The following is a 24,734-nucleotide window of genomic DNA, read 5'->3' as shown; positions in this document are numbered from 1 at the left end:
GGGCTCTTCGCATATTCGCTTATCTTCAGCTGACGGCTAGGCTACTTCGGCCAGCCCTTCGGCGTATGCTCCAGCGACCAGACGCCGAGCTTGTGGGAGAAGCTGTTCTGCCACTTGGCCTCGAGCTCTTCGGCACTGAGCTTGTTTTCGGCGGAGCGCAGGCGGTTCATCGCATGGGTGTGCGTATCGTCCAGCAACCACTTGCGAATCAGGAAGTTCCAAACCATCACCACGGCCGTGGCGATCAGCTTGCCCACGTTCGTGCGCAGCAGATACTCGGCATGCTGCGAGACGAAGGCGTCGCGGTTCATGCCATACGTGGAAATCCAGATGATGAGGTCGTTCATGAACAGACCGATCACCGCACCCACCACGAAGATGAGGATCTCCATCCAGCGCGCCATGTCGGCGCGGTGCTTGAACACGAACTTCATGCTCGCCAGATAGTTGAAAATCAGCGAGATGATGAAGGAGATGGTGGCGGCAATCACGTTGTGCATGTGGAACACGCCGACCAGAAGGTTCAGGATGCCCCAGTCAATGATGAAGGCGATGACACCCACGATGCCGAATTTCATAAGCTGCGCGATCAGTTTTCTCACGTGGGTTATTCAACACTACCGGGCTGACTGTAGGCTGTCCGTTGGCTGGATTCCGCCGCAATCTTCGCAATTGGCCTGACGGTACCTCGAGCCGCCTCGAATCGCTAGACTGGGCTCCTGTAAGGCCATTCCACATCGTCAAGGAGGAATCATGCCCGTCATTCACACTCATGTCTCCGTCAAGACCACGCCCGAACAGCGCGAAGCCCTGAAGGCCGCTTACGGCAAGGCCATCACCGCAGTGCCCGGCAAGTCGGAGGGTTGGCTCATGTGCCCGTTCGAGGACGAGATGCCGATCTACTTCGGCGGCTCGGACGACAAGCCCGCCGCCTACGTGGAGGTCAACGTGTTCGGTCGCTCCGTGCCGAGCTCGTCCTGGGAGAAGCTCACCGAATCCATCATGGCCGCGCTGAACTCCACGCTCGGCATCCCCGAGGATCGCACGTACATCCGATACACCGCCACCACCGACTGGGGCTGGAACGGCGGCAACTTCTAACCGGCACCATTCCCTTCGCGGCACAGCCGCTCGCCTCACCTACGGGAAGCCCACCGGGCTCCCCGCTTAACGGTTCAGGGCGGTAACTTCTAGCCGGCACCCTTGCAACGGGGCTTTCTCCGTTGCAAGGGGTACATTGGCGCATTCCCCGACATCTATCTGCGTTGCAAGGGGTACCCCAACAGCGAAACCCCGAGTATCACCGCTGCAATATCAACGGTCATACTCGGGGTTTCCCGTATCAGGTACCCCTTGCAACGCAGATACCATTCCGCAGATGCAAGAATGTACCCCTTACAAGCCAGTTACCTCGCCTCAATACGTCTTAGCGGGCGTTCTCCGTTACGAGGGGCTGTCCATACAAAAAATCCGGGGTCTGACCGCCGATATTGCAGCAGTCAAACCCCGGATTCCATCATTTATCAACCCCTCGCAACGCAGATGGACCCACCGATATGCGCAATCACACGATCTTCGGCATCGGGGTGGTGAGCGACGAGGTCAGGTTCACATGCACCAGACCGGCGCCGGCGTGCACCTCCACCTTCTTGAGCGTCACCGTGCGCTCCCCCTCCGGGGCGCGATCGTTGTCGGTCATGGTCGCAGGCGACTTGACCGCTACCAGCGCCAGATCGTCCAGCGAGATGCCGGCGGACTGGCACAGCTCCATCGCGTTGGACATGGAATCGGTGAAACCGGGCTTGTACACCACGCGATCGGACGGCACACCGTAGGCATGCTCGGCCACCCACTTCACGTTCTCGGTCAGGGCCATGCCCTTGTGCGAATGCGGTTCGGCCGGCATGGACCCATGCTCGAGCACATCCACGAACCCGTCGAGCTGCGGGGCCAGCGCCTCGCCGCCGTCACGGAACAGGTTGCCGATGATCGGGGTGCGGAAGCCCAGCTCGGCTGCGGTCTCACGCAGGGACGGGATCTGGTCGTCCTCGCCATCCCACAGATTGACCAGCGGGAAGGTGGGAATGTCCAAGCCCTCGAGACGCTCCACATGGAACGGATAGCGCCAGGCCAGATCGGGGTCGTCGCGCCATGTGGAGGCGCGGGTGACGACCACGGCGGCCGACGGCCACTGCGCCCCGAACTCACGGCATGCGATGTCCAGCCACTTCTGCGCGCCGGCATCGGTGCCGTAACCGGCTTCGACGATGACCACGTCGTGAAGCGCGCAGGCCATCTCCACGGAGACCAGCGTCGGGATGCCGATGGACACGTTGGCGAACGGACCACCATGCACGTAGACCGGCGAACCGTTCACGGTCTCGGTCAGAGCCGGCTTGACCGCATCAGCCAGAATGCCGGTGATGCGCCACAGGTCGATGAACTCACCGAAAGTCACGGCCTTGCCATCCTTGGTGCCGGCGATCATCCTGGACACACGCTCGCCGATCTCGCCCATGGAACGCGAAAGCACCACGATCTGCATGAGCTCGGAGGTAGGCGTGAGCACCACCTTCTCCGCCACGTTGCCCTTGCCGTAATCCACGGCGATGGAACGCAGCGAGCGGCTCGGCACTTCGGAGACGCGCGGCACGAGCACGGTGTCGAGCTTGCCGTCGTCAATGGCCTTCTCGGCGAAGGAGACGAGCAGGTTCTGCGCAGCCGCGATGGCGCCCATCTCGCCGCACAGGCCCCAGTCGATGAGTTCGGGGTGCGTCAGGGAAGCCTTGCCGCCACCGGACGCGCCGCCCTTGGAACCGGCGGCGGTGATACCCATGCTCGGCTGGCGCAGCACGGCAGCCGCATCGATGCCGCGCTTGTTGAGCGCGTCGATGAGGGCGATGGTGGTGGTGGTCTTGCCCTCGCCACGGCTCGCCTTGAGCGGGGTGTCCGCCGTGACGAGCACGACCTTGCCGTGCTTGCGCGGGGCGTCCGGGTTCTCCGCAAGGTACTTCAGGTAGCCGAATGCGTCGATTTTCTTGACCAGTCCGTACTGGCTGGTGAAGTCTGCAATGGTGGTCATATAAAGCCTTTCTGTGTTTGTGGGGGCAGTCCATATCTCAGCTCCCCTCTGTGAGAGGAGCCTGCCGCGAATCGGACTGAGGGGAAGTCCTTCAGCAAACGCTCCCCTCAGTCCCATTTCGTTCGACAGCCCCCCCTCAAAGAGGGAGCCAGATAACGGACTAGAAATCGGACATGTGGAAGCCGTTCTTCATCTCCATGCTGCGGGTGTACAGCACGGAGTCAAGCAGCTTCTCGGTCTCGGTCTTGAGCTGGTCGGCCATGGTCTGGTTGGCGGCGGCGAGGATGCCACGTACTTCGGGGTTGCGCACGGCGGCGATGATCTCGTCCGGGTCCATCGGCTGCACGTCGCCGTCCACGTTGTCCGCCTCGAATTCCTCCTCGGCGGCCGACTGCTCGGCCTCCTCGGCGGCGGTCAGCCCCAGTCGGGCGACCTGCTCGTCGGTGGCGGCCACCAGACGATGCCCCATCGCGCCGGTCTTCTCCTGATAGCGTTCCACGGCGTTGGAGGTGGAGCGGAAGGCGCCGTCGCACAGGGCCGCGATGATGCGGTTGGCCCAGTAGAAGTTCTCGGAGGTCACACGGGTGGTGGTGTCCTCGAGGTAGGCCGGAGTGGAGTCCACGTTCGGGAAGAACGGCACCAGCGTGTTGAACGGGTTGGAGCCGTATGCCATCCACTGAATCGCGCGCGAGGCCTGCGGCCGGTACGGGCGGATCTGCATCACCGCGAGCTGACTCTGACGGTTGATGCCGATCGTGCGGTACATGTGGCGCGTACGCTCGTCGCCGAGCTGCCCGTACGGATCGAACGGCGTGCCCTGGTAATGGGAGGACAGCACGTACTTGATGTCCTCGATGGTCACCTTGCGCTCAGGCTGGCGGGCCCACGGGATGTCGTCGGATTCCGGCTTGTGGTCGGCGTCCGGCCCATCCCACACCTCGTCGTACGGGTTGAGGAAGCGCTGCATGTACCAGGCGCGCGGGGTGTTGTAGACATGATCGGAATCGGAGTGGGAGCCGAAGGCGTCGCGCGGGTTGAACGGCGTGGTGTTCTCCACGGCGAGGTCCAGATGATTGGCTTCGATGAACTCGGCGAGGTCGGCGGAGCACATGTGGTCCTCCTGATCGCCCAGCGCATCGGCCAGATCGAACTCGTCGATGCCCAGCTGGTTCGGCATGGTCACGTACGCCTCGTCAGGCACGCGCTTGGCGATCCAGTGATGGCCGCCGACGGTTTCCAGCCACCAGATCTCGTTGGAATCGGAGAAGGCCACGCCGTTCATCTCGTAGGTGCCGAACTCCTCGAGCAGCGCGCCGAGACGCTCCACGCCCTCACGCGCGGTCTTGATGTACGGCAGCACGATGGTCAGGAAGTCCTCCTCGCCGATACCGCCGGGCACTTCGGGCTCGTCGCCCTTGGCCGGCGTGTATTCGACGAACGGGTCGGCACCGAGCACGCGCTCGTTGGTGGTCAGGGTCTCGGTGGCGCTCATCGCCACGTTCGCCTCGTTGACGCCGGCCTCGCCCCAAATGCCCTCCTTGAGGTCGGCGTTCGGCACGGCGGTGTACTGCAGCGGATCATCGGGCAGGATGATGGTCAGGTGGGAGATCACCGACTTGTACTCGCGCGGCTGCTCCTCCGGCTTCACGACGATGAAGCGCTTGGGGTTGAACTCGCCGTTCGCGGAATCCTCGTTACGGGCGATGATGGTCGAGCCGTCGTAGCTCGCGTCCTTGCCTACCAGAATCGTGGTGCAGGCCATAAGTTCGATGCATCCTTTCTGTTGTCTGTGTGTCCGGCCCTTCCGACGAGGGACCGTCGGGCGCAGTGAAACCGGGAGAAATCCAAGCGGCAGCGCCCACGTATCGTCATGGATCGTCTCGCCCCGGCGCGTGCGTCGCCTGCGCGACCCGCGCGAATAGGGATATGCCGCCCGCAGGCGCAATCATCGGGGGACGATGCCCAATCCGGCTTCCGTTCCGGCGTCTATCCCGCCGGAACCGAGGAACCGAGGCTCACGCCTTGCCGGTCAGGAAGATGCCGTCCGTCTCGGGGGTCTCGCCGCTGTTGCGCAGCGCGTGCAGCAGCTCGTTGAGCCAGAATCCCTGATTGAGGCCGGGCAGCGGGTTCTTGGTGGCCCAGACCTGCAGGTAGTACTCGTGGTCCTTGTCCGGCGGCTGAGGACCGTTGTACCGCATGGTCACGGCCGGGTCGTTGTCGCGGCCGAGGAACTTGGACGCCGACGAGTTGCGGCCCTGCACGGCTTCGGGAATCATGGCCGGCAGCTGACGGGAGAAGTCCGGCGGAATGGCCAGCGCATGGGAATCGTTGAAGTCGTACATCAGCGCGTCGATCGGCAGGTTGGCCACCGACCAGTGAATCCACTCGAACCCGCACACGGGGATGGAGTCGGGATCCACGAACTCCCAGTGCAGATAGCGCGCCTCGGGGCTCACTTCGTCGATGTAGAACGGGAAGGAGACGACCGGTACGCCGCCGTTGAAGTACGCAGGTGCCGCGGCCTTGGCAAAATCGTCCGGAATGACGGTGAAATCGGCGGAAATCTTCATAAACTCCAGTGTAACGCGAGCCGTGTTACCGGCGCTTGTCCCCGCTTCGCCAGCGGACTGCGCGCGCCGATCCCTTCGACAGGCCCGCAGCTCCCTTCGACAGGCCTATAACGCATCAGACGGGAATCAACGCGCAGAACAGGGCCTCGAACACCAACAGCGGATTGCCGTTGCCGGCCAGACGCTTGCGGGCTCGCGCCACCTCGTCCAGCCGCGTCACAGCGCCGGCCCGGTCCAGCCGCACGGACAGTTCGGTGATGGCCGACCGGTTCTCCAGATTGATGAGCCCGACCGCATCCTCCGCATTGTTCTGCAGCACGGCCACGTCCCGGTAGATGGAGGCCACGGAGTTGAGCGCGCGGTCCAGTACGTCGCGCGTGCGGCGGGTAACCAGACGCTTCACGTCGTCCTTTTTGGCGATCTGGTTGTAGGCGCCTCGCAGCTTGGGGGGAATGCGCTCCCCCTCCTTGAGCCCGTTGATACGGCGGAATTCCGCTTCCTGGGCCGCTGTGGTGCGCGCCGCATCCGCTTCGGCCTGGGCCTTGGCGTTGTCCGTCAGACTGCCGGCGAGCAGCACAGCGTCCGAGGCACGAGCGAGGTTGAGCACGCCGACGACGAGCTCGTCGCGGTCGGACATGACCCGCTCGTCCGTGGCGTACAGCTTGGCGATGCCGATGTGCCCCTCGGATAGGCGCGCCGCACGTTGGGCGATCTTCGGCTCCGCGCCGGTGTTCGCCACCAGGAAATCCGCGACCGCCGCAGTGGACGGCACGGCGAGGTTCACCACACGGCAGCGTGAGCGGATGGTGGGCAGCACGTCCTGCGCGCTGGGGGCGCACAGCAGCCAGATGCAGCGTTCGGCAGGTTCCTCGATCTCCTTGAGCAGCACGTTCGTGGTGCGCTCCAGCATACGATCGACGTCCTCGATGATGATGATCCGCCATGGCGCGGTGGCCGGCATCTGCTCGGAAGTGGTGATGATCTCACGTACCTGATCGATACCGATGGTCACCTTGTTGGTGGCGAGCACGGTCACATCGGGGTGTGTGCCGGCGAGCACTTGCCGGGTCACGCGGGTAGGTTCGTCGCCCATGCCGCGGTCCGGGCTTTCGAGCGAGGCCGCAAACGCGCGCGCCATGTTCGACCGGCCCGATCCGGGAGGGCCACAGATCAGCCATGACTGGGCGATCTGGCTCGGCTCGCCCTGCGCGATGCGACTGAGCATATCGACCACAGGCTTCTGACCCACCAATGAATCCCATACGCTCATGCGCGCTCCTTAAGCAACGTCCTGATATCGTCCTCGATGACATTCCACACATCTTCGATGGACTGCCCAGCATCGATCACACGGAACCGGTCCGATTCCGCTGCGGCCAAGTCGAGGAACGCCTGACGTGTGCGGGATTGGAATCCGTCGCCGGCCGACTCCATGCGATCCTCGGCGTGCTGGAGGCGGGCGTGTGAAAGCGAGGGGTCCATGTCCAGCAGGTACGTGCGGTCCGGCAACAGGTTGTTCGTGGCCCACATGCTCAGACTGCGGATCTCCGCTGCGGTCAGCTCGCGTCCGCCGGCCTGATAGGCGAGCGACGAGTCGAGATACCGGTCAGTGATGACCACTTCGCCGCGCTCCAATGCCGGGCGAATCGTTTCGGCCACATGCTGGGCTCGATCCGCAGCGAACAACAATGCCTCAGCACGCGGGGCGATGTCGGCCGGAACAGAGGCGGAATCAGCCGAGCCGCCGGACACCGCCGAAACGGAGGCCGCATTCGAGGGCTCTTCAGCCACGCCATGAAGCAGCAGCTTCCGGATGGCCCGGCCGAGTGCGGTACCGCCCGGCTCCCGCGTGACCGCCACCGTATGGCCCTGCGCCTCAAGCCAACCGCGCAACCTCTCGACCTGCGTGGTCTTGCCCACGCCGTCGACGCCTTCGAAGGAGATAAACACACCGGTCATAGCATCGACATTACCGGTAGGCGCCGAGCTGGCGGCTCAGCCGGGACCGCAAGCCCCTTGTGCGGCCTATTGCAGGTCAACATCCTGGCAATTCCACAATATCCGCCGGTACCTTCGCAGTATCTCCGTTGCAAGGGGTACATCTCGCATCCCACGGACAGCTATCTGCTTTGCAAGGGGTATCTCAACCCGGCAACCCCAAGTACAATCGGCGACATTTCGCCAGATATACTCAAGGTTTCACGGTTGAGGTACCCCTTGCAAAGCAGATAGCTGTTTGCAGAGGGGCGAATGTACCCCTTGCAAGCGAGATATCCACCCAATCAGCCATCAACCGCTGATCGACCAGCCTCGCCGACCGATTCAGCGGCGCTAGTGGCGCTGAGGCTTGGCGGCGACCACGGCGGGGCGCTCGTACCCCTCGTTGGCGGTGAGCCACTCCACATCCTTCTTCACCGTGGCGGGCGTGGAGCCGATCTTCTCGGCGATGCGCTGGTTGGCCCAGCCCTTGTCGGCGAGCTTTTTCACCTCGGCGCGACGCTCGGCGCGCTTGGCCTCCTGAGCGGATACGGCCGACGATGCGGCTTTCTTCGTAGCGCCCGTGGCGGCGGCCTTGGCCCCTCGGCCACGCCCGCGCCCACGGGTGGACGGTCCGGCGGCGCGTTTCTCGGCAAGCAGACGGAACGCATCATCGGGGGTGATGGTCTCGGGCGTGTACTGACGAGGCACGGTGCGGTTCGTCTCGCCATCGGTGATGTATGCGCCGAAACGGCCGTCCTTGATGGTCACGTTCTTGCCGGTGGCCGGATCGGTGCCGAGCTCACGCAGCGGCGGCTTGGCGGCGCCGCGACCACGGCCACGCCCGTACTTGGGCTGGGAGAACAGTTCCTTGGCCTTGGCCACGTCCACCGTGAAGATCTCGTCCTCGGAGGCGAGCGACCGGGTCTCCGACTTGCCATCGGCTCCGGTCTTCGACAGGTACGGACCGTAGCGGCCATTATTGGCCGTGACCGTGCATTCGGACACCTCGCCGGTTTCGGCGTTGGTCTCCTCGTACCGGCCCACCTCGCGCGGCAGACTCAGCAGCTTCAGTGCGTCTTCCAGCGAGAGCGATTCCGGGCTCATCGTCTTGAACAACGAGGCCATCTTCGGCCGCGGCGCATCGGCGGCGGCCTTCTTGGAGCTTTTCTTGCCGGCCGTGGCCGTCCCCGCACCGGCGGCAGTCGCCTCAGCCGGCGGAATCAGCGCCACATACGGCCCGAATCGACCGTTGCGCACCTCCACGGTGCCGCCGCTGACCGGGTCCTTGCCCAGCTCACGCGGCCCGCCGGAATGATTGTCGATGAGATCGTGGGCCACCTCCACGGTGAGCTCGTCCGGCGCGATGGTGTCCGGCAACGACGCACGCTTCGGATTGCCCTCGGCGTCCATGTGTTCCATGTCCTCAAGGTACGGACCGTAGCGTCCCACCCGCACATGGAGCCCGTCGCCGATGTCGATGGTATTGATGGCGCGGGCGTCGATCTCGCCGAGCTGGGCCACCTGCTGCTGCAGGCCCTCGTGCGCCTCGTCGGCATTGCGCGCCGCGCCCTCGCCGGATCCGAAATAGAAGCGGGTGAGCCAATCACGGCCCGATTCCTCGCCATGCGCGATGCGGTCGAGGCCGTTCTCCATTTCGGCGGTGAACTGGTAGTCGACGAGCTTGGGGAACTTGGTCTCGAGGAGTTTGACGACCGAGAACGCCAGCCAGCTGGGGATGAGCGCGCGGCCGCGCTCGTACACGTACCCGCGATCCATGATGGTGGAGATGATGCTGGCGTACGTGGACGGCCGGCCGATCTCCTTGGCCTCAAGCGTCTTGACCAGCGTGGCCTCGGTGTAGCGGGCCGGCGGCTGGGTTTCGTGCCCGTCCGGCTCCACTCGGCTTGCTTCGACCTGCTGGCCCACGGTCATCGGCGGCAGCGAAGCGTTGCTCTCCGAGGCGTCCGCTCCGGCCTTGCCATTCGCGGCACCGGCGACTGCACCGGCGGCACCTGCGGCAGCGCCTTCGGATGCGCCCTGCTTCGGCCTGCGCCCCTCGCCCGTGGCCTTCATGAAGCCGGGGAATTCGATTACCGTGCCGGACGCCTGGAACACGGCCTCGCCGTCCGTGGGACCGGCCGGCGCGCTCAACCGCACGGTGGCGGTGGAACCGGTGGCATCCGCCATCTGGCAGGCGAGCGTGCGCTGCCAGATCAGCGTGTAGAGGCGCAGCTGGTCCACTGGCAGCTTGGCGGCCAGTTCATCCGGATCATGGAAACGCGAGCCGGCCGGGCGGATGCATTCGTGGGCCTCCTGCGCGCCGGCGGTCTTGGTGGCGTACTGCTTGGGCTCGGCGGAAAGGAACCGGTCGCCGAAATGATAGGAGACGGCGTTGCGGGCGGCGGCGATGGCCTCCTGCGAGAGGGTCACCGAATCGGTTCGCATATACGTGATATAGCCGTTCTCATACAGGCTTTGGGCGGCGCGCATCACGGCGCGGGCGCCCATGCCGAGCCGGTTGCCGGCGGTCTGCTGCAGCGTGGAGGTGGTGAACGGCGGCTGCGGGCGACGACGGTACGGCTTGGTCTCCATCGACATCACGGTGAATGCGGCGCCGCGCAGCACGTCGGCGAGCGCGGTGGCGGATGCCTCGTCCAACTGACGCACATTGTCCTTGAACCCGTCGGGCGTGAGCTTGCCGTCCGGGCCGAAGTCCTTGGAGCCGGCGAGCCGTTTGCCGCCGAGTGAGACCATACGCGCGGAGAATTCTGCGCGATCTCCCTCGGCGGAGGGCGCAGCCAGTGTGGCCACGATGTCCCAGTACGGGGCGCGCCGGAACGCCATGCGTTCGCGCTCACGCTCCACGATCAGACGGGTGGCCACGGATTGCACGCGGCCGGCGGACAGTCCCGGCCCCACCTTGCGCCACAGCACCGGGGAGAGCTCGTAGCCATAGAGGCGGTCGAGGATACGCCGGGTCTCCTGCGCATCGACCATATGACCGTCCACGTCACGCGTCTTGCCCAGCGAGGCGCGGATGGCGTCCTTCGTGATCTCGTGGAACACCATGCGCTTGACCGGCACCTTGGGCTTCAGGGTCTGCACGAGGTGCCACGCGATGGCCTCGCCCTCGCGATCCTCATCGGTTGCGAGGTAGAGTTCGTCGGCCTTCTTGAGCGCCGATTTGAGTTCGCTGACCGTGTGCTTCTTATCGCCGTCCACAATGTAGTACGGCTTGAATCCGTCATTGACGTCCACGCCGAACTTGCCGAACTTGGCCTTGTCCGTCGCGGGCACCTGACTGGGCTGGGCGAGGTCGCGGATATGGCCCACTGATGCCATGACGGTGTACCCCTTGCCTAGGTAGTCACCGATCTTGTGGGCCTTGGTCGGGGACTCCACAATCACGAGTTTGGTAGCCATACCCACTCCTTAATGCCTTCTCCCGAAACACACGATGTTTCTGGCGTCATAATAATCACGAACGGTGGTCAACCGCCAAATTCAGGGGTCGGGGCGAGCTCGCCCGCCGGCGCGGCGAATGCTGCGTCGTCAGCGCGCACGGGACGTCGGCGGGGCCGGCGGCGCGCCGATCAGTCCGATGCGGCTCAACGGCGCCGCAGTGATCTGCCGCAGTGCCAGCACCAGTCCGAATGCCAGCGCGGATAGGCCGACGATGCCCGTCACCGCGCTGATGATCGAGCCCGACACCGCCCAGCTGGCGCTCACGCTCAGCCCCGGAACCACCTGCCAGACCACGTACGCGGCGTAGGCGATCAGCAGCAGTCCGCCTGTGATGAGCACACTGCCCACGATCTGCACGCTCACCGAGGAGACACGGCGGCCGGGCGCGTCCATGCCGGAGGTGCGTGTGAACGCCATGGCGATCAGCGTCAGCCCCGTGACCAACAGAATCGACATGGCCACGTCCGAAGCGCGGTGCCACTGCCCCACCATCACCGAAACGCCCACCAGCGACGACCAGGCCACACCGGCCACCGCGGCCAGCGCACGGGCCGCGCGCGGCACGGTGAGCAGCAGGATCGCTGTGGCGGCGACGGCCAGGATGGTATGGCCGGAGGGTGCGGAATTGACCGCCGGAGACGCCGTGTTGATGATGAATGGACGGGGCAGCACGCCCTTGAGCCCTGTGGAGGCCAGGCAGGCCACAGCCAGCACGCCCGCCTGTCCCAACAGCCACCAGCGGCGGCGCACGGCCGCGCAGACCAGACCGATGGCGGCCAGCACGCAACTCACCGCGATCACCAGCCACGACTGGGCCACGGCATCCATCAGTCCGGCGGCCCACGACGGCACGCTCTTGGGCAACGAGGTCCAGATCAGTTCGTCATATGATTGACCGTTCTCGGTGTGGACGCAGGCCCACCACACGCCGAAGCCCAAGGCGATGAGCAGTACGCCGAACACCACGCACAGCACACGGCTGGAGCCGCGCGGACGCACGGCGAGCGGGTCCAGCCGGGCCAGACCACGGTCGATGTCGTCCGGCTCGATGGCATTGATACCGATACCGCGACCGCCCGATGCGGAGGCCCCGCCGAATCCGGCTGCATCGGCATTGCCTGCCGAGCCCGCGCCGGAAGCGCCCGTGAACGATCCGCCTCGACCGGCCAGCCCCAAGGATGCGGCCGTGGCATGGTTTCGGGGATCGGGGCCGAGCGCGGCCAGCGGGTCGTCGGCAGGGGGCCGCAGACCGCTCCCGTCGCCGCCGACCAGATTGTTCGATGCGTGCGGATCGCGAATGGTGGGATACTGCTGGTCATTCATAGATTCGACTGTACGGCCGTATCCCGGACAGCGCCCCGCCCGCCCGTCATGCCGCACCCAAATCCGCACAATTATTAATGACCATTACCGGCGCAACCCACTAGGCCGCACAGCGGCAAATCGGAAAACCGGGAAACCGGGAAATACCAAAAGAGTGAACCGATAAAGACTGAGCCTATGGGCCGGGGCCACGAGTGCTGCGGCGTCCGCGGCCCGGCTCGACCCGAGTCTCCAGAAGAAAGGAAAACCTCCACGCACCCGCCAGAGGCCACTTACCCTTGCTGCATTCCTGCCCTGGGGGAGTTGGGTGACGTAGCGCCGCATGGAGGCTTTGTTTAGTGTATGGAAACGGGTGGACCATCGCAAGTCGTGTCTCAAAGAGCCTGCCGGAATACGCTGAAAGCCGCAATATACAGCCGATATTCAGGCAACACGCAGACACACGCTCATACATGTGCGTAAATGTGAGAATTCGGCGGAAATACGCACTTCGCACCCGAGTGGTTACGTTCACGCCACTTGATTGTTCAAGGCCAACGGTTACGGTGGAACGTATGGCTTCATATCAACGTCGTGCGCACGCGCAGGGTCAGGGCCCCGCCAGGAGGCAGCCCCGCACCGCGCAAAGCAAGACCTACGGCACCGCGGACGCCGGCATGCGCGCCACGCGCGCCGCAGGCACCGGCACGCACCGTCCCACCAGCCACAAGGCCCCCAAGCGCAAGAGGAACGGCGGCAAGCGGCCGCATCGCGTACTGAAATGGGTGCTGGGCATCTTCTTCGGCCTGATCGGCCTGGGCGTGCTGACCGGGTGCGCCGCATTCGCATACCTGTACACCACCACCGAGGTTCCGCAGCCCGAGAAGTTCGCGCTGGCGGAGAAGACAACCGTCTATTACGCGGACGGCACCACACCGATCGGCTCGTACGCCGAGCAGAACCGTCAGATCATCTCCTGCGAGGGCCTGCCGAAATACCTCGGCAACGCCATCGTCGCATCCGAGAACCGCACCTTCTATACGGACCACGGCGTGGACCTCAAGGGCATCGCCCGCGCCTTCTGGAACAACGTGACCACCGGCACCCGTCAGGGCGGTTCGACCATCACCCAGCAGTATGCCGAACGCTACTATCTGGGCGAAACCACCACGTATGTGGGCAAGGCCCGCGAGGCCGTGCTGGCGCTGAAGATCGCACAGACCGAGTCCAAGGACGAGGTGCTGTGCAACTACATGAACACGATCTATCTGGGCCGCAACTCCTACGGCATCCAAGCGGCGGCCAAAGCCTACTTCAACAAGGACGCCAAGGATCTGACGCTCTCCGAAGCGGCGATGATCGCCGGCATCATCCCCTCCCCCTCCACCTGGGACCCGGCGGACGACCCGACCATGGCCCAGCAGCGCTTCAAGCGCGTGCTCAGCATCATGCAGGAGGACGGCTACATCACCGCCAAGGAGAAGGCCGCGGCCCAGTTCCCGACCACCGCCCCGGTGGCCCAACAGAACGAATACTCCGGCCCTACCGGCTACTTGCTCGATATGGTCGAGCGTGAGCTGGTGCAGTCCAAGGCCTTCACCAAGGAGGAGCTGGCGACCGGCGGCTACAAGATCGTCACCACCATCGACAAGTCCAAGCAGGACCTCATGCAGCAGATCGGCGACACGCGCCTCGCGGACATGCCCGCCACGCTGCAGGTCGGCGGCATCGCGCTGAACCCCAAGACCGGCGCCGTGGTGTCGGTGTACGCCGGTTCGGACTATCTCACCAAGCAGCTCAACAACGCCGATCAGGCGCTGTTCGAGCCAGGCTCCACGATGAAGCCGTTCGCCCTGCTGGGCGCGGCGCAGTCCGGCGTGAACTTCAACACGCTGTTCAACGGCAACTCGCACCAGCACTTCACCGGCATCAGCGCCGAGGTGAACAACGCCCTCGATAACAACTGGGGATACATCAACCTGTACCAGGCCACCGCCAACTCGGTGAACACGGTGTTCATGAACGTCAACGAACACCTGACCCCGCAACGCACGGCGGCCATCGCGCACGAGGCCGGCATCGCGGGCGAGATCGACGAGAACTCCATGTACAACGTGCTGGGCATCAACGCCCTGACCGTGTGGGACCTCGCGCAGGGTCACGCCACCATCGCCAACAACGGCGTCAAGAACACCATCCACATGGTCGACCGCGTGATCGACGCGAACAACAAGGACCTCTACAACGCCCCGAACGAGAACGAGAAGGTGTTCGACGCCAACGATTGCGCCCTCGTGCAGAAGGCCATGCAGGGCACCACCACATACGGCACTGCGGCGGGCACGTCCACCATGCTGGGCCGTCCTGTGGCCGGCAAGTCCGGTACCGCCAACGACGAGAAGGCCGCCTCCTTCGTGGGCTATACGCCAAGCATGCTGAACGTGTGGGCCATCTGGAATCCGGACGACAACGGCAACCCGCAGGTGGTGCCCGCCTTCTCCGGTTACGGCGTCTCCTCCACCGGCTATCCGGCGCATCTGTTCCAGGAGTACATGTCGCAGGCCCTGCAGGGCACCGAAGTCGAGCAGTTCCCGACCGCCAAGGATTCCGGCAAGATCGGTGGCTCCGACGGCACATGGGGTCTGGGTCGCGGCTCTTCGTCCTCGTCCGGTTCGACGTCCGGCCAGCAGAACTCCGAAGCCGACAAGGACCAGTCCGGCACCGATTCCGGCAAGCAGCAGGATCAGCAGTCCGGCACGACGACCGCACCGGACCAGCAGGCCCAGGAACTCGCCAAGCAGTGCCTCGCCAACCCGAGCTATTCCAGCGAATGCCCGAACTATCCGGGTGTCAATGATCCCAGTCAGGGTGACGGCCCCAGCGCCGACGACCCCGGCAGCACCGATGGGCCGAGCTACGACGTGCCGGTCCAACCGGATGAGGAATCACCCTTCGCGCCCGGCGAAATGAATTCCTACGCGACCACGGAATAGCAATACCTTGGCTTCCAAAGCCCACAACCAATGAGGCGCCCGCCTTCCATCTGGAAAGCGGGCGCCTCATTTATCCGCGGCCGGATACTGCGGCCAGCCGGGCGACCACACTCAGCGGTTGCGCTGGGAACGGTTGATGGCGGAGATGATGGCCTTGAGGGCGCTGGTGGTGATGGACGAGTCGATGCCCACACCCCACACAATCGGCGCGTCATCGCCGTCGCCGACCTGGCATTCCACATAGGAGGCGGCCATGGCGTCGGTGCCCACGGACATCGTGTGCTCCACGTAGTCCATGATCGAGGCGTCCACGCCGAAGTTCGAAATGGCGTTGAGGAACGCGGCGATCGGACCGTTGCCGATGCCGGAGACCTCGCACTCCACCGGCGTATCCACGCCGACGTTCACGCCACGGTCGAGCAGACGGGCCTTGAGCACGGTGTCGGAGCCGTCCTCGCCGGAGCTGACGGACACCTTGAGCAGCTTGAGGCGGCCCCACGGCGCCAGCGAGGCGTCATGAGTGTCGCCGACCACCACGCCGGCGGCGGTCATGCCGGACTGCTCCACCGGCAGGTACTCGTCCTTGAACAGGCGCCAGATGTCCTCGTCCTTGACTTCCTTCTTGGTGTCGTCGGCGTACTTCTGCACGATCTTGTCGAACTCCACCTGCAGGCGCTTAGGCAGGTCGAGGTTGTGGTTGGTCTTGAGCAGGTAGGCCATGCCACCCTTGCCGGACTGCGAGTTGACACGAATGATGGCCTCGTACGTACGGCCGATGTCCTTCGGATCAATCGGCAGGTACGGCACGAGCCACACGAAGCTGTCCAGATCGGCGCCGGCGCGCTCGGCGGCCACCTGACGGGCCTCAAGACCCTTCTTGATGGCGTCCTGATGGGAACCGGAGAACGCGGTGAACACGAAGTTGCCGGCGTACGGATGGCGCTCGGAGATCTTGATCTGGTTGCAGTACTCGACGGTCTTACGGATTTCGGGCACGTTAGACAGGTCGAGCTGCGGGTCGATGCCCTGCGTGAGCCAGTTGAGGCCCAGCGTCACCAGATCGACGTTGCCGGTACGCTCGCCGTTGCCCAGCAGGCAGCCCTCGACGCGATCGGCGCCGGCGAGCACGGCAAGCTCGGTGGCGGCCACGCCCATGCCCTCGTCGTTGTGCGGGTGCAGGGAGAGCACCACGGCATCGCGGTCGTCCAGATGGGCGGAGACGTACTCCACCTCGTCGGCGAACACGTTCGGCGTGGTCATCTCCACGGTAGCCGGCAGGTTGATGATCATCGGATGCTCGGGGGTCGGCTTGATCACGCCGATCACGGCGTTGCACACCTCGACCGCGTACTCCGGCTCGGTGCCGGTGAAGGATTCCGGCGAGTACTCGTAGTACAGGTCGATGCCCTTGGCCTCGCCCTCGAGGTGCTTGCACAGCTCAGCGGCGTCGGTGGCAAGCTTCTTGATCTCCTCCTTGTTCTTGCGGAAGACCACTTCGCGCTGCAGCACGGAGACGGAGTTGTAGAAGTGCACAATCGCACGCTTGGCACCCTTGAGCGCCTCGTAGGTGCGGCGGATGAGGTGCTCGCGGCACTGGGTGAGCACCACGATGGTCACGTCGTCCGGAATCAGCTCACGCTCGATGAGCATGCGGATGAAGTCGAAATCGGTCTCCGAAGCGGACGGGAAGCCCACCTCGATCTCCTTGAAGCCCATGGAGACCAGCAGATTCCAAAAGCGCAGCTTGCGCTCGGAATCCATCGGGTTCACCAAGGCCTGATTGCCGTCGCGAAGGTCGACGGAGCACCAGCGCGGCGCCCGCTGCAGTCGCTTGCCCGGCCACGTGCGCTCCGGGTAATCAAAGGGGACCTGCTTGTCGTAGGCGACGTACTTGGTGTACGGCATACGGCTTGGCTTCTGCGGATCGCCGATGAATCGTGCCGGAGGCAGCAGCGGGTCATTGTTCCCTCCATTGGATGCCGCGGCAACCGCTGCAAGATCAAAGACGGATGATTGATCCTGACCCATTGTTCCTCCCTTGTATGTGGATTGATTCCTGAATGGATAAGTCGTTTACGCACACGTAACATGCGCCTTTTCTATCCTAGCTGCGGCCCATTCCAACACCACGCGCATCTCACAATATGCCTGAATCATCCGCGTTCCCCGGGATGCCGGCCTCGCGACACTAGTGGCCTGTCTCGCAATTGTTTGAGTGGTGGTATCGGCCTTCGGCAAGGGGTGGCGGAAGCTGACGGTGGGAGAGGAATGGAAGCCGCAATCCTCGATTATTTGTGAGATAGACCACTAGGATTGGAGACATGTGCGGGAGCATAAGGCTCACGCCATGAGAGAAGAAGCAGCCCATGTTCTGTACCTCCTGCGGAAAGCCCAACGACGATTCCGCCAAATTCTGCACGTCCTGCGGCGCAAGGCTCGAGAAGCCGGCCGCCGCTCCAGCAGCAGCATCCACCGGCGCCCAGCCTCCTGCACCAGCGGCTCCTCCGACCTCGGCAGCCCCGGCAGCCCCGGCGACTCCTGCAGTACCCCTGCCCGGCAGCACAACGCCCACAACCAAGCCAACGGCATCAACGCCCGTCGTACCCGCACCGGCTGTGCCGACACCCACGGCAGCAACCGGAACGACCACGGTATCCTCTGCAACCGCACCGGCTTCCGGCGCCGCCAGCACCAACGCCACCGCCGCCACGGCGACCAAGCAGTCGCCGAACAAGCTCATCATCGCCCTGGCCTGCGTGCTGGCCGTCATCGTGGTGGCCGGCATCGCCCTGTTCGCCACATGGAAGGCCGAGCTGTGGGGCGGCAAGACACTACCCGACCCCGCGTCCCTCGTACAGCCGGCCGCGGCCAAGGACGGCAAGTCCGCCACCATCAAGGCCAAAGACGTCACCGACGCGCTGAAGCTCAAGGGCATCGACGCCAAGACCGAGAAGGTCTTCTCCGGCAAGGAATCCGGCGCGTTCCTCGGATACGCCGGCGCCAAGCAAGGCGAACGAGTCTCCGCCGGCACCACGGTCACGGTCCAGGAATCGGCCGGCCCCGGCGTGCCGAAGGACACGCTCGGCAAGAAGCCTGAACAGGTGGTCGAGACCCTCGCCGACATGAACGTGCCCGTGCACTACAAGAAGGTCTACGTCTCGGACACCAAGAAGAAGCCCGAAGGCACCATCGTGGCCACCTATCCTGAAGCCGGCACTGCCGTGAAGGACAGCGAGAAGGACAAGGGCATCTACGTGGGCGTCGCCACCAAGGGCGACTCCGCCATCCCGGTGGACGTGCTCGGCCAGGACATCGACTCCGTCAAGTCCAAGCTGGAGGGCGAGGGCCACACGGTGACCGTCAAGCAGAAGTTCTCCTCCAAGGATTACGTGGGCAAGGTGGCCGGCTCCGAACCAGCGCCCGGCTCCTCGCTCGACTCCAGCGACGACGTGACCCTGTACGAGGGCGTGGACGCCAAGGATACGCAATCCGTGATGGGCCAGCAGTACGACTACGGCGGCACCAAGTACTCCACCGTGCGCAACAACGCCGGGGCCATCGCCGGCACCTACTGCAAGTCCGACGGCTCCTGCCTGACGCTGAGCAAGTCCACCAACGCCTTCTCCAAGTCCGAGGACGGCTCCGGTTCGGCCGGCGGCAACGGTTTCATGGTGCTCAACAATCAGGAGCCCAGCAATTCGGTCGACCTGCTGGGCCTGACGAACATCTGCCAGGACATCAGCTGCTCCGTCATCAAGCCCGGTAGCGGCATCAGCGAAAACACCATGCCGCTCAAGAACCACCTCATCACCAAGGATTGGGGCATGTTCGAGCTGTACGCCGGTCAAGGCATGAAGAACTGCGGTTCCACAGTGATCGGCAGCGGCGGCAGCGCAGGCCCCGGCCCCTCCTGCGACAGCGGCATGACCTACGAGATGAAGGACTTCCTGGTCTACTTCCCGGCCGGTTCCGACCTGAAGTCGCTGGAGGACAGCGGCTACTTCGACGCCGACGCCCTGGCCGCCGCCAAGAAGCAGAAGGCCGTGGACACGAACCGTCCGTTCATCCTGTTGCGCGACCGTTCGCAGTACAAGGAGACCAGCGTGTCCGCCTCGGGCGACGGCGTCAACCCGTTCGTCCCGACCAGCGAATATGCCAACGGCGGCAAGAGCGCCTTGGTGGGCATGAAGCCCGCGCCGAGCGACGCCACCGCCTACTACCTGTCCGAGCAGGGCGGCGACCTCGACTGGGACTCCCTGCCCGACGCCGAGGTCAAGGGTGCCGACAAGGCGGCCAAGTCCTCGAACGATTCCGGCGATTCGTCCGACAAGGCCGATAAGGCCGACACCACCCTGTTCAAGAACGTCGCAGGCCAGTACCGCTTCTTCTCCACCGGCAATGGATCAGCGTTCATCGACATGACCGTGAAGGATGACGGCACGTTCACCGGCGCGGCGGACTCCGCCGACCTCAGCACGGGAGAGCCGACATACAAGGCACCGCGCGTCAAGTATCCGTTCCACGGCAAGTTCTCCTCCATCACGAAGAACAACGCCGGCGGCTACGACCTGCAGTGCGATGCCACGTCGCTTACGTGGGAGAAGGAATACGGTGACACGAGCGGCATCAGCCCGTGCGGCAAGTGGCATTGGTACCCGGCCGGCACGCCGTGGTCGTCCATGGCTTCAGGAGATAAGGTCCAGTACGCCCTGAGGTTCGGTAGCCAGCTCCTCGGAGACTCCGACTCCTACCAGTCGAACCTGCTCTACGATGAGGACGCCGAACGTTCCGCCTTCTACCCCTACACCCCGCAGTAGATCGGAAACAACATGCGGTGAACGCGGGTGATATGGCCTGTGCCGGTCCTGTGAACGGACCGGCACAGGCCATATCCGTCTTCTACACTGGGAGCCATGACAAGCTTGCGATTCCGCGAAGACGGCAGCTTCCGCGTGCTGCAGATGGCCGATGTTCAGGACGGCCCCGACGTGCAGCCCGATACCATCCGACTCATCCGCGAGGCCATCCGCACGGCCGACCCCGATCTGGTAGTCTTCACCGGCGATCAGATCCGCGGCTACGACCCCGCCTACATCGACACCTTCCTGCGCCGCCGCGGCGAACAACCCGGCGCCCGCGTGCGTGCCGTCACCGAGCTGGAGGCCAAGCTGCGTGGCATCAAGCGCCACGTTGTCGCATCTGAGGCCGCCGGAATCGGGAATGCACATGATGCGCACGACAATTTCGAGGCGCCCGATGCAGCCGATCCGGCCGGCATCTCTGGCATCCCCGACGGCACCGTCCCGCAGGACACGTCTCACACCGGTTCCACGCTGGTCTACTCCACCCAGTCGCCGCAACCCGTCGAGCAGCCGCAATCAGAGCCGCGCACAATGGACGAGCTCATGGACGACACCCGAGAGAAGGTCCGCCGCACATTCCACGGATTCCTCGGCCCGATTGTGGAGGCCGGCGTGCCATTCGCCGCCACGTACGGCAATCACGATTTCCAGTGCGGCATCCTGGCCGACGAGCAGGACGACATCTACCGCGAGTTCCCCGGTTGCCTGAATCCGGTCGATAGCATCGAGCCCGGCACGTTCGCGCTGCCCGTCGAATCATCGGACGGCTCCGGCCGCGTGGCCATGTCGGTGATGATGGTCAATTCGGGCGATTATGCCGCCGAATCCGGTCAACCCGGCGCCCCGAAGGAGCGCGATGGCCAGTACCCGGCGTATGTGGTCAACTCCCGTGGCCTCGATCTGGCCGATTCGGACGGCTACGGCACCCCGACCCCTGAGGCCCTGGCATGGCTGCGCGACGTGCAAACCGAGCTCGGCGAGCGCAACGGCGACGGCAAGCCCGTCCCCGCCATAGCGTTCCAGCACATCCCCCCGCAGGAGTTCTACGACTGCCTCAAGGAGGTGCCCGCCTGGACGCCGAACGCGGTGGAGGGCGCGCGCACCCACGCCGGTCACTGTTATGTGCTCGACCACACGGTCTGCCGTCCCGGCTCTCGTCTCGGCGAGGCCATCGGCTGCGCCGACGAAAACGTGGGCGAGGTGGATGCCCTGCGCGAGGCGGGCGGCTATTTCGCCCTGTTCTGCGGACACGACCACAAGAACGCCTTCGTAGGCCATGTGCATGGCATTGACTTGGGCTACGCGCCCACCTGCGGCTTCGAGTGCTACGGCCCTAAGTCGCGCTACCGTGGCATCCGTCTGTTCGAGTTCCGCGAGAACAACCCGGCCGGCTACGTGACCCGCATGCTCACCTGGGGAGATCTGGTGGGCCGCTACTCCAGCAACGAGGTGCGCGTCTGGTTCGAGGACCACTGCGTCACCGATGCCATCGGCATCCGCAACGAACTACGCCGCCCGCAGGTCTTCGCCGTCCTCGCCGGCGCCCTGAGCCTCGGCTTCCTCGCCGTCGTCCGCTCCCTCATCAAGCCACGGCGGTAACGACTTCCCGCGTTCTCGAGTCAGTCGTTGTCGGAATCCACTCATATCCCGGCAACGACTGACGCCCGGCTGACTAACATCCAAAATCCGGACATTACTCAGTCGATATGCGAGCTAAGTGCGGAACGAGGGCGGATAATCGTCTATTTTCATCGTGTTGTCCCACACCAATGCGGGACAATGCGCAGAAAAGCGCGAAACCACTGCATCGTCCCGCTAAAAGAAGCGCCACGTGCACAAACTGTCCGACAGCGCAGATTCCATAATTAATTATTCTGCGGATCATATGGGCCGAAGGCCGAAGATTCAGCACCTTCATCGAACATCAACGCGCCTTCTACAAAGTCCGAATCCGTAGGCCCATTGGCGATTTCAAAAGAGTCCTTCGCCTTATCGCCGCCACCATGAGCCTAGGCTTACCGGCCATCGTACGTTCAGTACAGGTTGCTGTAGAACGTCTCCCCGGCGCCACTGGTCTCATTGACCAGCGCAGGGCCGGGGAGATTGCTGACCGGATTGTCCGACCTGAAGTAGCCGGCACCCCATCCCTTCATCTCATCGCTCAAGCGTGACACTTCGTATCCCTTAGGGTACAGCGTGAACTTTCCGCATGGCGACATACCGTACGGTTCGGTGATGGTCACCTTTGCGCCGTTCTCGTCGTACGAATCACCAACGGTGCCTTTGATCTTCAACCTCTCGGCATCGCACTGCAGAATATATGTATCATCGTCGTTCTTCTTGGCCGAGACGAATTTCCCGGAGAATTCCGACTGACTGCGGGTACCGCGCGGATATTCACTGCCACCGCCACCCATATCCGTATCGATGTACGTGCCCGAGAACGTGCCATCTTCATGGACGGTAAGGCTGGTGCCCCACCCACCGGCACCGGACGAGAAGCCATATTCCCCTGCAGCCTCTTTCATCGCTTCCTTGAACACCTTGCTGGCAGCCGTATCCGATTTGCCAGCGGCACCTGCCGAATCGTCAGAACTCTTTGCACCTTTGACGGCGAGATTGGTCATTGACGCCCAGTCGTAATCGCCCGTGCTGTCGAGCAGATAGTAGGCGGCTGCGTTGCTGGGAGCCGGCTTGAACTTGACGTCATTAGTGTCGTCAGTAGACGGCACGAACGGGTTGTCTTCCACGTTTGCATCAGTAACCTTCACGCTGGTTTCGTCGTACAGCGCAGGATCCCGGTAGAGAATGAACGGGCGGTTGCTGTCCACAGCCTTCTGCTTGCCGGCGGTTTTCACGGCGTCCGCATCGAAGTAACCATCCTTCTCAGCGGCCCGAAGATCCGCTCCAGCAGCCACGTAGACGAACAACGGAGTGCTTTTCATCTCATAGGTGGCGCCATCCCAACGATTACCGTCCGTCGCGGGTTCCGACGGCACACCATTGCGGCATGCGTCGAACCATGTGGAGATCATCTGGCCTCCGCATATGGCGCCCTCACCGCCCTTGCCGAAGTCGAACATGCCCCAATCCTTGGTGATGAGCCGGTTCTTGGCACCGCCCTTGTACGTGTCCCCATCGGAGGTGATGTCGATTGAGCAGCGCGCCACGTCGCCGCCGTTCGAGGAGAAGCACTGACTGACCTGATCGCTGTCGGATGGATTGCTGCTCGCCGCGGAACCCCACTCTTGGTAGATCACAGTATCGCCGTAATCGTTCTTGCCCGCGCTGAGGGTCATGCAGTCCTTGGAGGCGTCGGCGACCGTCGCCTTGCAATATGTGCCGGTGACGGCGTCGTTCATCATGTACAACGTGCGTTCCTGATATCCGGATTCGCCGTTGTTCACGGTGATCATCAGGTCCTTCACGCTGCCGGCATCCACGCCCTCATACAGTGTGACGGACCGCCCGGAAGAGGTTGGCGAACCGGGAGCCGGTCTGGAACCGATTACCTTGCCGGCCATGGTCTTGGCTGCGAAATGCTTCTTGACGCTTACGTCAAAGCCCTGTGACTCCAGTTTGGAGCGCACATCGTCCACGTTCTGCCCCACGATGTCCGCGCCAATACCATCGCCCTTGCTGGCCACGCCGATATAAATGCCATTATCACGCTTGTCTTGCGGCAATCCCGTGCCGGCCATGGGATAAGTGGCCACCACTGAGCCTTCCGGCATGCGCTTCGTGTCGTTGACGATGACCTTCTTGTAATGCACCGGCACGCCCATCGTATTGAACGTGGGTACCACCTGTTCGGCCTGTTTGCCGATGACGTCCTTCGGCACGCCGGGACCGGCCGACTCCTGCACGGTGACCGTGGCGCCCACCGGCATGCGCGAGCCCGGGGCGGCGTCACGATACCCCACGAACGCGCCTTTCTCCTTGCCGGAGAACACCTGTTCGGTGGCGGTGCGGAAGCCTTTGACCTTCAATGCGGCGGTCACGTCCGAGGCTTTGACCGCCGACTGTCCCTTGCCGCTTCCGTCCGACGTTGCCACAGTGACGGACGCCGGGTCCGGAAGCGAGCGGCCGCCCCACAGTTCCGACTTCCACGTAGCAAACAGGGCGATACCGGCGATGACCAGCACGGCCAGAATCGCGGACAGCAGGATGACCAACCTGTTCGGTTTGGCGGTTGACGCCGGCATGGCGGAGGCCGTGGCTACGGATGCGGCCGAAGTGATGTCCGACGCAGAATTCGGCGGAGTCGGAGCGCTCATCGCCGGAGCATCCAACAGAGGCGTGGCCGACGATGACGCAATCGGAGACGTTGCAAACGAAGACGGCACGGACGATGTGGGCATGCCATTCGCTGATCCTTGAGATGCAGGAGACGTCGTGACGGAAATCGTCAGGCCCTGCGCACCTCTCGCGGAATCCGGCAGCGGCACCGGACCAGGCACTGCTTGCCGACCGCGTGCGG

The 24,734-nt window shown here is 63.9% G+C and carries 14 protein-coding genes, 1 other RNA gene and 1 pseudogene; 5 read left to right on the top strand and 11 right to left on the bottom strand.

The window, feature by feature from the left end; all coding sequences use genetic code 11:
- Window positions 1–41: 41 nt before the first annotated feature.
- Window positions 42–578, bottom strand: a complete 537-nt coding sequence (locus BG22_RS01330; protein ID WP_140492484.1) for a GtrA family protein — start codon at window positions 576–578, stop codon at window positions 42–44.
- A gap of 175 nt (window positions 579–753) precedes the next feature.
- Here BG22_RS01330 and BG22_RS01325 point away from each other — a divergent pair, with 175 nt between their 5' ends.
- Window positions 754–1,101: a phenylpyruvate tautomerase MIF-related protein gene (locus tag BG22_RS01325; protein WP_094667894.1), complete on the top strand. Its 348-nt coding sequence runs from the start codon at window positions 754–756 to the stop codon at window positions 1,099–1,101.
- A gap of 463 nt (window positions 1,102–1,564) precedes the next feature.
- On the opposite strand, the gene BG22_RS01320 is transcribed toward BG22_RS01325, so the two are convergent.
- The 8 genes from BG22_RS01320 to ffs all read right to left on the bottom strand — a co-directional run bounded on the left by BG22_RS01320 (window position 1,565) and on the right by ffs (window position 12,755).
- Window positions 1,565–3,082, bottom strand: coding sequence for a formate--tetrahydrofolate ligase (locus BG22_RS01320; RefSeq protein WP_140492413.1), 1,518 nt, complete (start codon window positions 3,080–3,082; stop codon window positions 1,565–1,567).
- A 160-nt stretch (window positions 3,083–3,242) separates the two neighbouring features.
- On the bottom strand, window positions 3,243–4,844 hold the full coding sequence (locus tag BG22_RS01315) for a C69 family dipeptidase (protein WP_140492411.1): 1,602 nt from the start codon (window positions 4,842–4,844) through the stop codon (window positions 3,243–3,245).
- A gap of 253 nt (window positions 4,845–5,097) precedes the next feature.
- Complete coding sequence (locus tag BG22_RS01310; RefSeq protein WP_094667981.1) at window positions 5,098–5,652, bottom strand: YbhB/YbcL family Raf kinase inhibitor-like protein; 555 nt, start codon at window positions 5,650–5,652, stop codon at window positions 5,098–5,100.
- A gap of 115 nt (window positions 5,653–5,767) precedes the next feature.
- A complete protein-coding gene (locus BG22_RS01305; protein WP_140492408.1) occupies window positions 5,768–6,922 on the bottom strand; it encodes a DNA polymerase III subunit delta' in 1,155 nt (384 codons plus the stop codon).
- Window positions 6,919–7,611 (bottom strand): dTMP kinase, encoded by a 693-nt coding sequence (gene tmk, locus BG22_RS01300; RefSeq protein ID WP_140492406.1) that lies wholly within the window; start codon window positions 7,609–7,611, stop codon window positions 6,919–6,921. Before tmk ends, BG22_RS01305 begins: the two co-directional genes overlap by 4 nt.
- Window positions 7,612–7,983: 372 nt before the next feature.
- Window positions 7,984–11,055 carry a type I DNA topoisomerase gene (gene topA / locus BG22_RS01295; RefSeq protein ID WP_181163325.1) on the bottom strand — a complete coding sequence of 1,024 codons (3,072 nt, stop codon included), beginning with the start codon at window positions 11,053–11,055 and terminating at the stop codon, window positions 7,984–7,986.
- A gap of 129 nt (window positions 11,056–11,184) precedes the next feature.
- Window positions 11,185–12,420, bottom strand: coding sequence for a phosphatase PAP2 family protein (locus BG22_RS01290; protein ID WP_140492401.1), 1,236 nt, complete (start codon window positions 12,418–12,420; stop codon window positions 11,185–11,187).
- 238 nt (window positions 12,421–12,658) lie between these two features.
- Window positions 12,659–12,755, bottom strand: an RNA gene (gene ffs, locus BG22_RS01285) — signal recognition particle sRNA small type.
- 219 nt (window positions 12,756–12,974) lie between these two features.
- Here ffs and BG22_RS01280 point away from each other — a divergent pair.
- The gene (locus BG22_RS01280; protein WP_258186155.1) at window positions 12,975–15,392 is read left to right on the top strand and encodes a transglycosylase domain-containing protein; all 2,418 of its coding nucleotides are present in this window, start codon (window positions 12,975–12,977) and stop codon (window positions 15,390–15,392) included.
- Between the two features lie 111 nt (window positions 15,393–15,503).
- Here the strand turns inward: BG22_RS01280 and leuA are convergent, their stop codons facing one another.
- Window positions 15,504–17,420: a 2-isopropylmalate synthase gene (gene leuA, locus BG22_RS01275; protein WP_140492397.1), complete on the bottom strand. Its 1,917-nt coding sequence runs from the start codon at window positions 17,418–17,420 to the stop codon at window positions 15,504–15,506.
- A 338-nt stretch (window positions 17,421–17,758) separates the two neighbouring features.
- Here leuA and BG22_RS11405 point away from each other — a divergent pair.
- From BG22_RS11405 to BG22_RS01265, 3 genes and pseudogenes are all read left to right on the top strand, one after another.
- Window positions 17,759–17,824 (top strand): annotated as a pseudogene (locus BG22_RS11405) (zinc-ribbon domain-containing protein); the annotation flags it as partial.
- A 183-nt stretch (window positions 17,825–18,007) separates the two neighbouring features.
- Complete coding sequence (locus BG22_RS01270; protein ID WP_258186154.1) at window positions 18,008–20,209, top strand: PASTA domain-containing protein; 2,202 nt, start codon at window positions 18,008–18,010, stop codon at window positions 20,207–20,209.
- A gap of 96 nt (window positions 20,210–20,305) precedes the next feature.
- The gene (locus tag BG22_RS01265; RefSeq protein ID WP_181163324.1) at window positions 20,306–21,853 is read left to right on the top strand and encodes a metallophosphatase; all 1,548 of its coding nucleotides are present in this window, start codon (window positions 20,306–20,308) and stop codon (window positions 21,851–21,853) included.
- Window positions 21,854–22,287: 434 nt separating this feature from the next.
- Here BG22_RS01265 and BG22_RS01260 read toward each other — a convergent pair whose 3' ends face one another.
- On the bottom strand, window positions 22,288–24,531 hold the full coding sequence (locus BG22_RS01260; protein WP_258186153.1) for a PASTA domain-containing protein: 2,244 nt from the start codon (window positions 24,529–24,531) through the stop codon (window positions 22,288–22,290).
- Window positions 24,532–24,734 lie beyond the last annotated feature (203 nt).

This window comes from Bifidobacterium sp. UTBIF-78, from assembly GCF_006408945.1.
Lineage (GTDB): Bacteria > Actinomycetota > Actinomycetes > Actinomycetales > Bifidobacteriaceae > Bifidobacterium > Bifidobacterium myosotis.
This window is presented reverse-complemented; position numbering and strand designations above follow the sequence as displayed.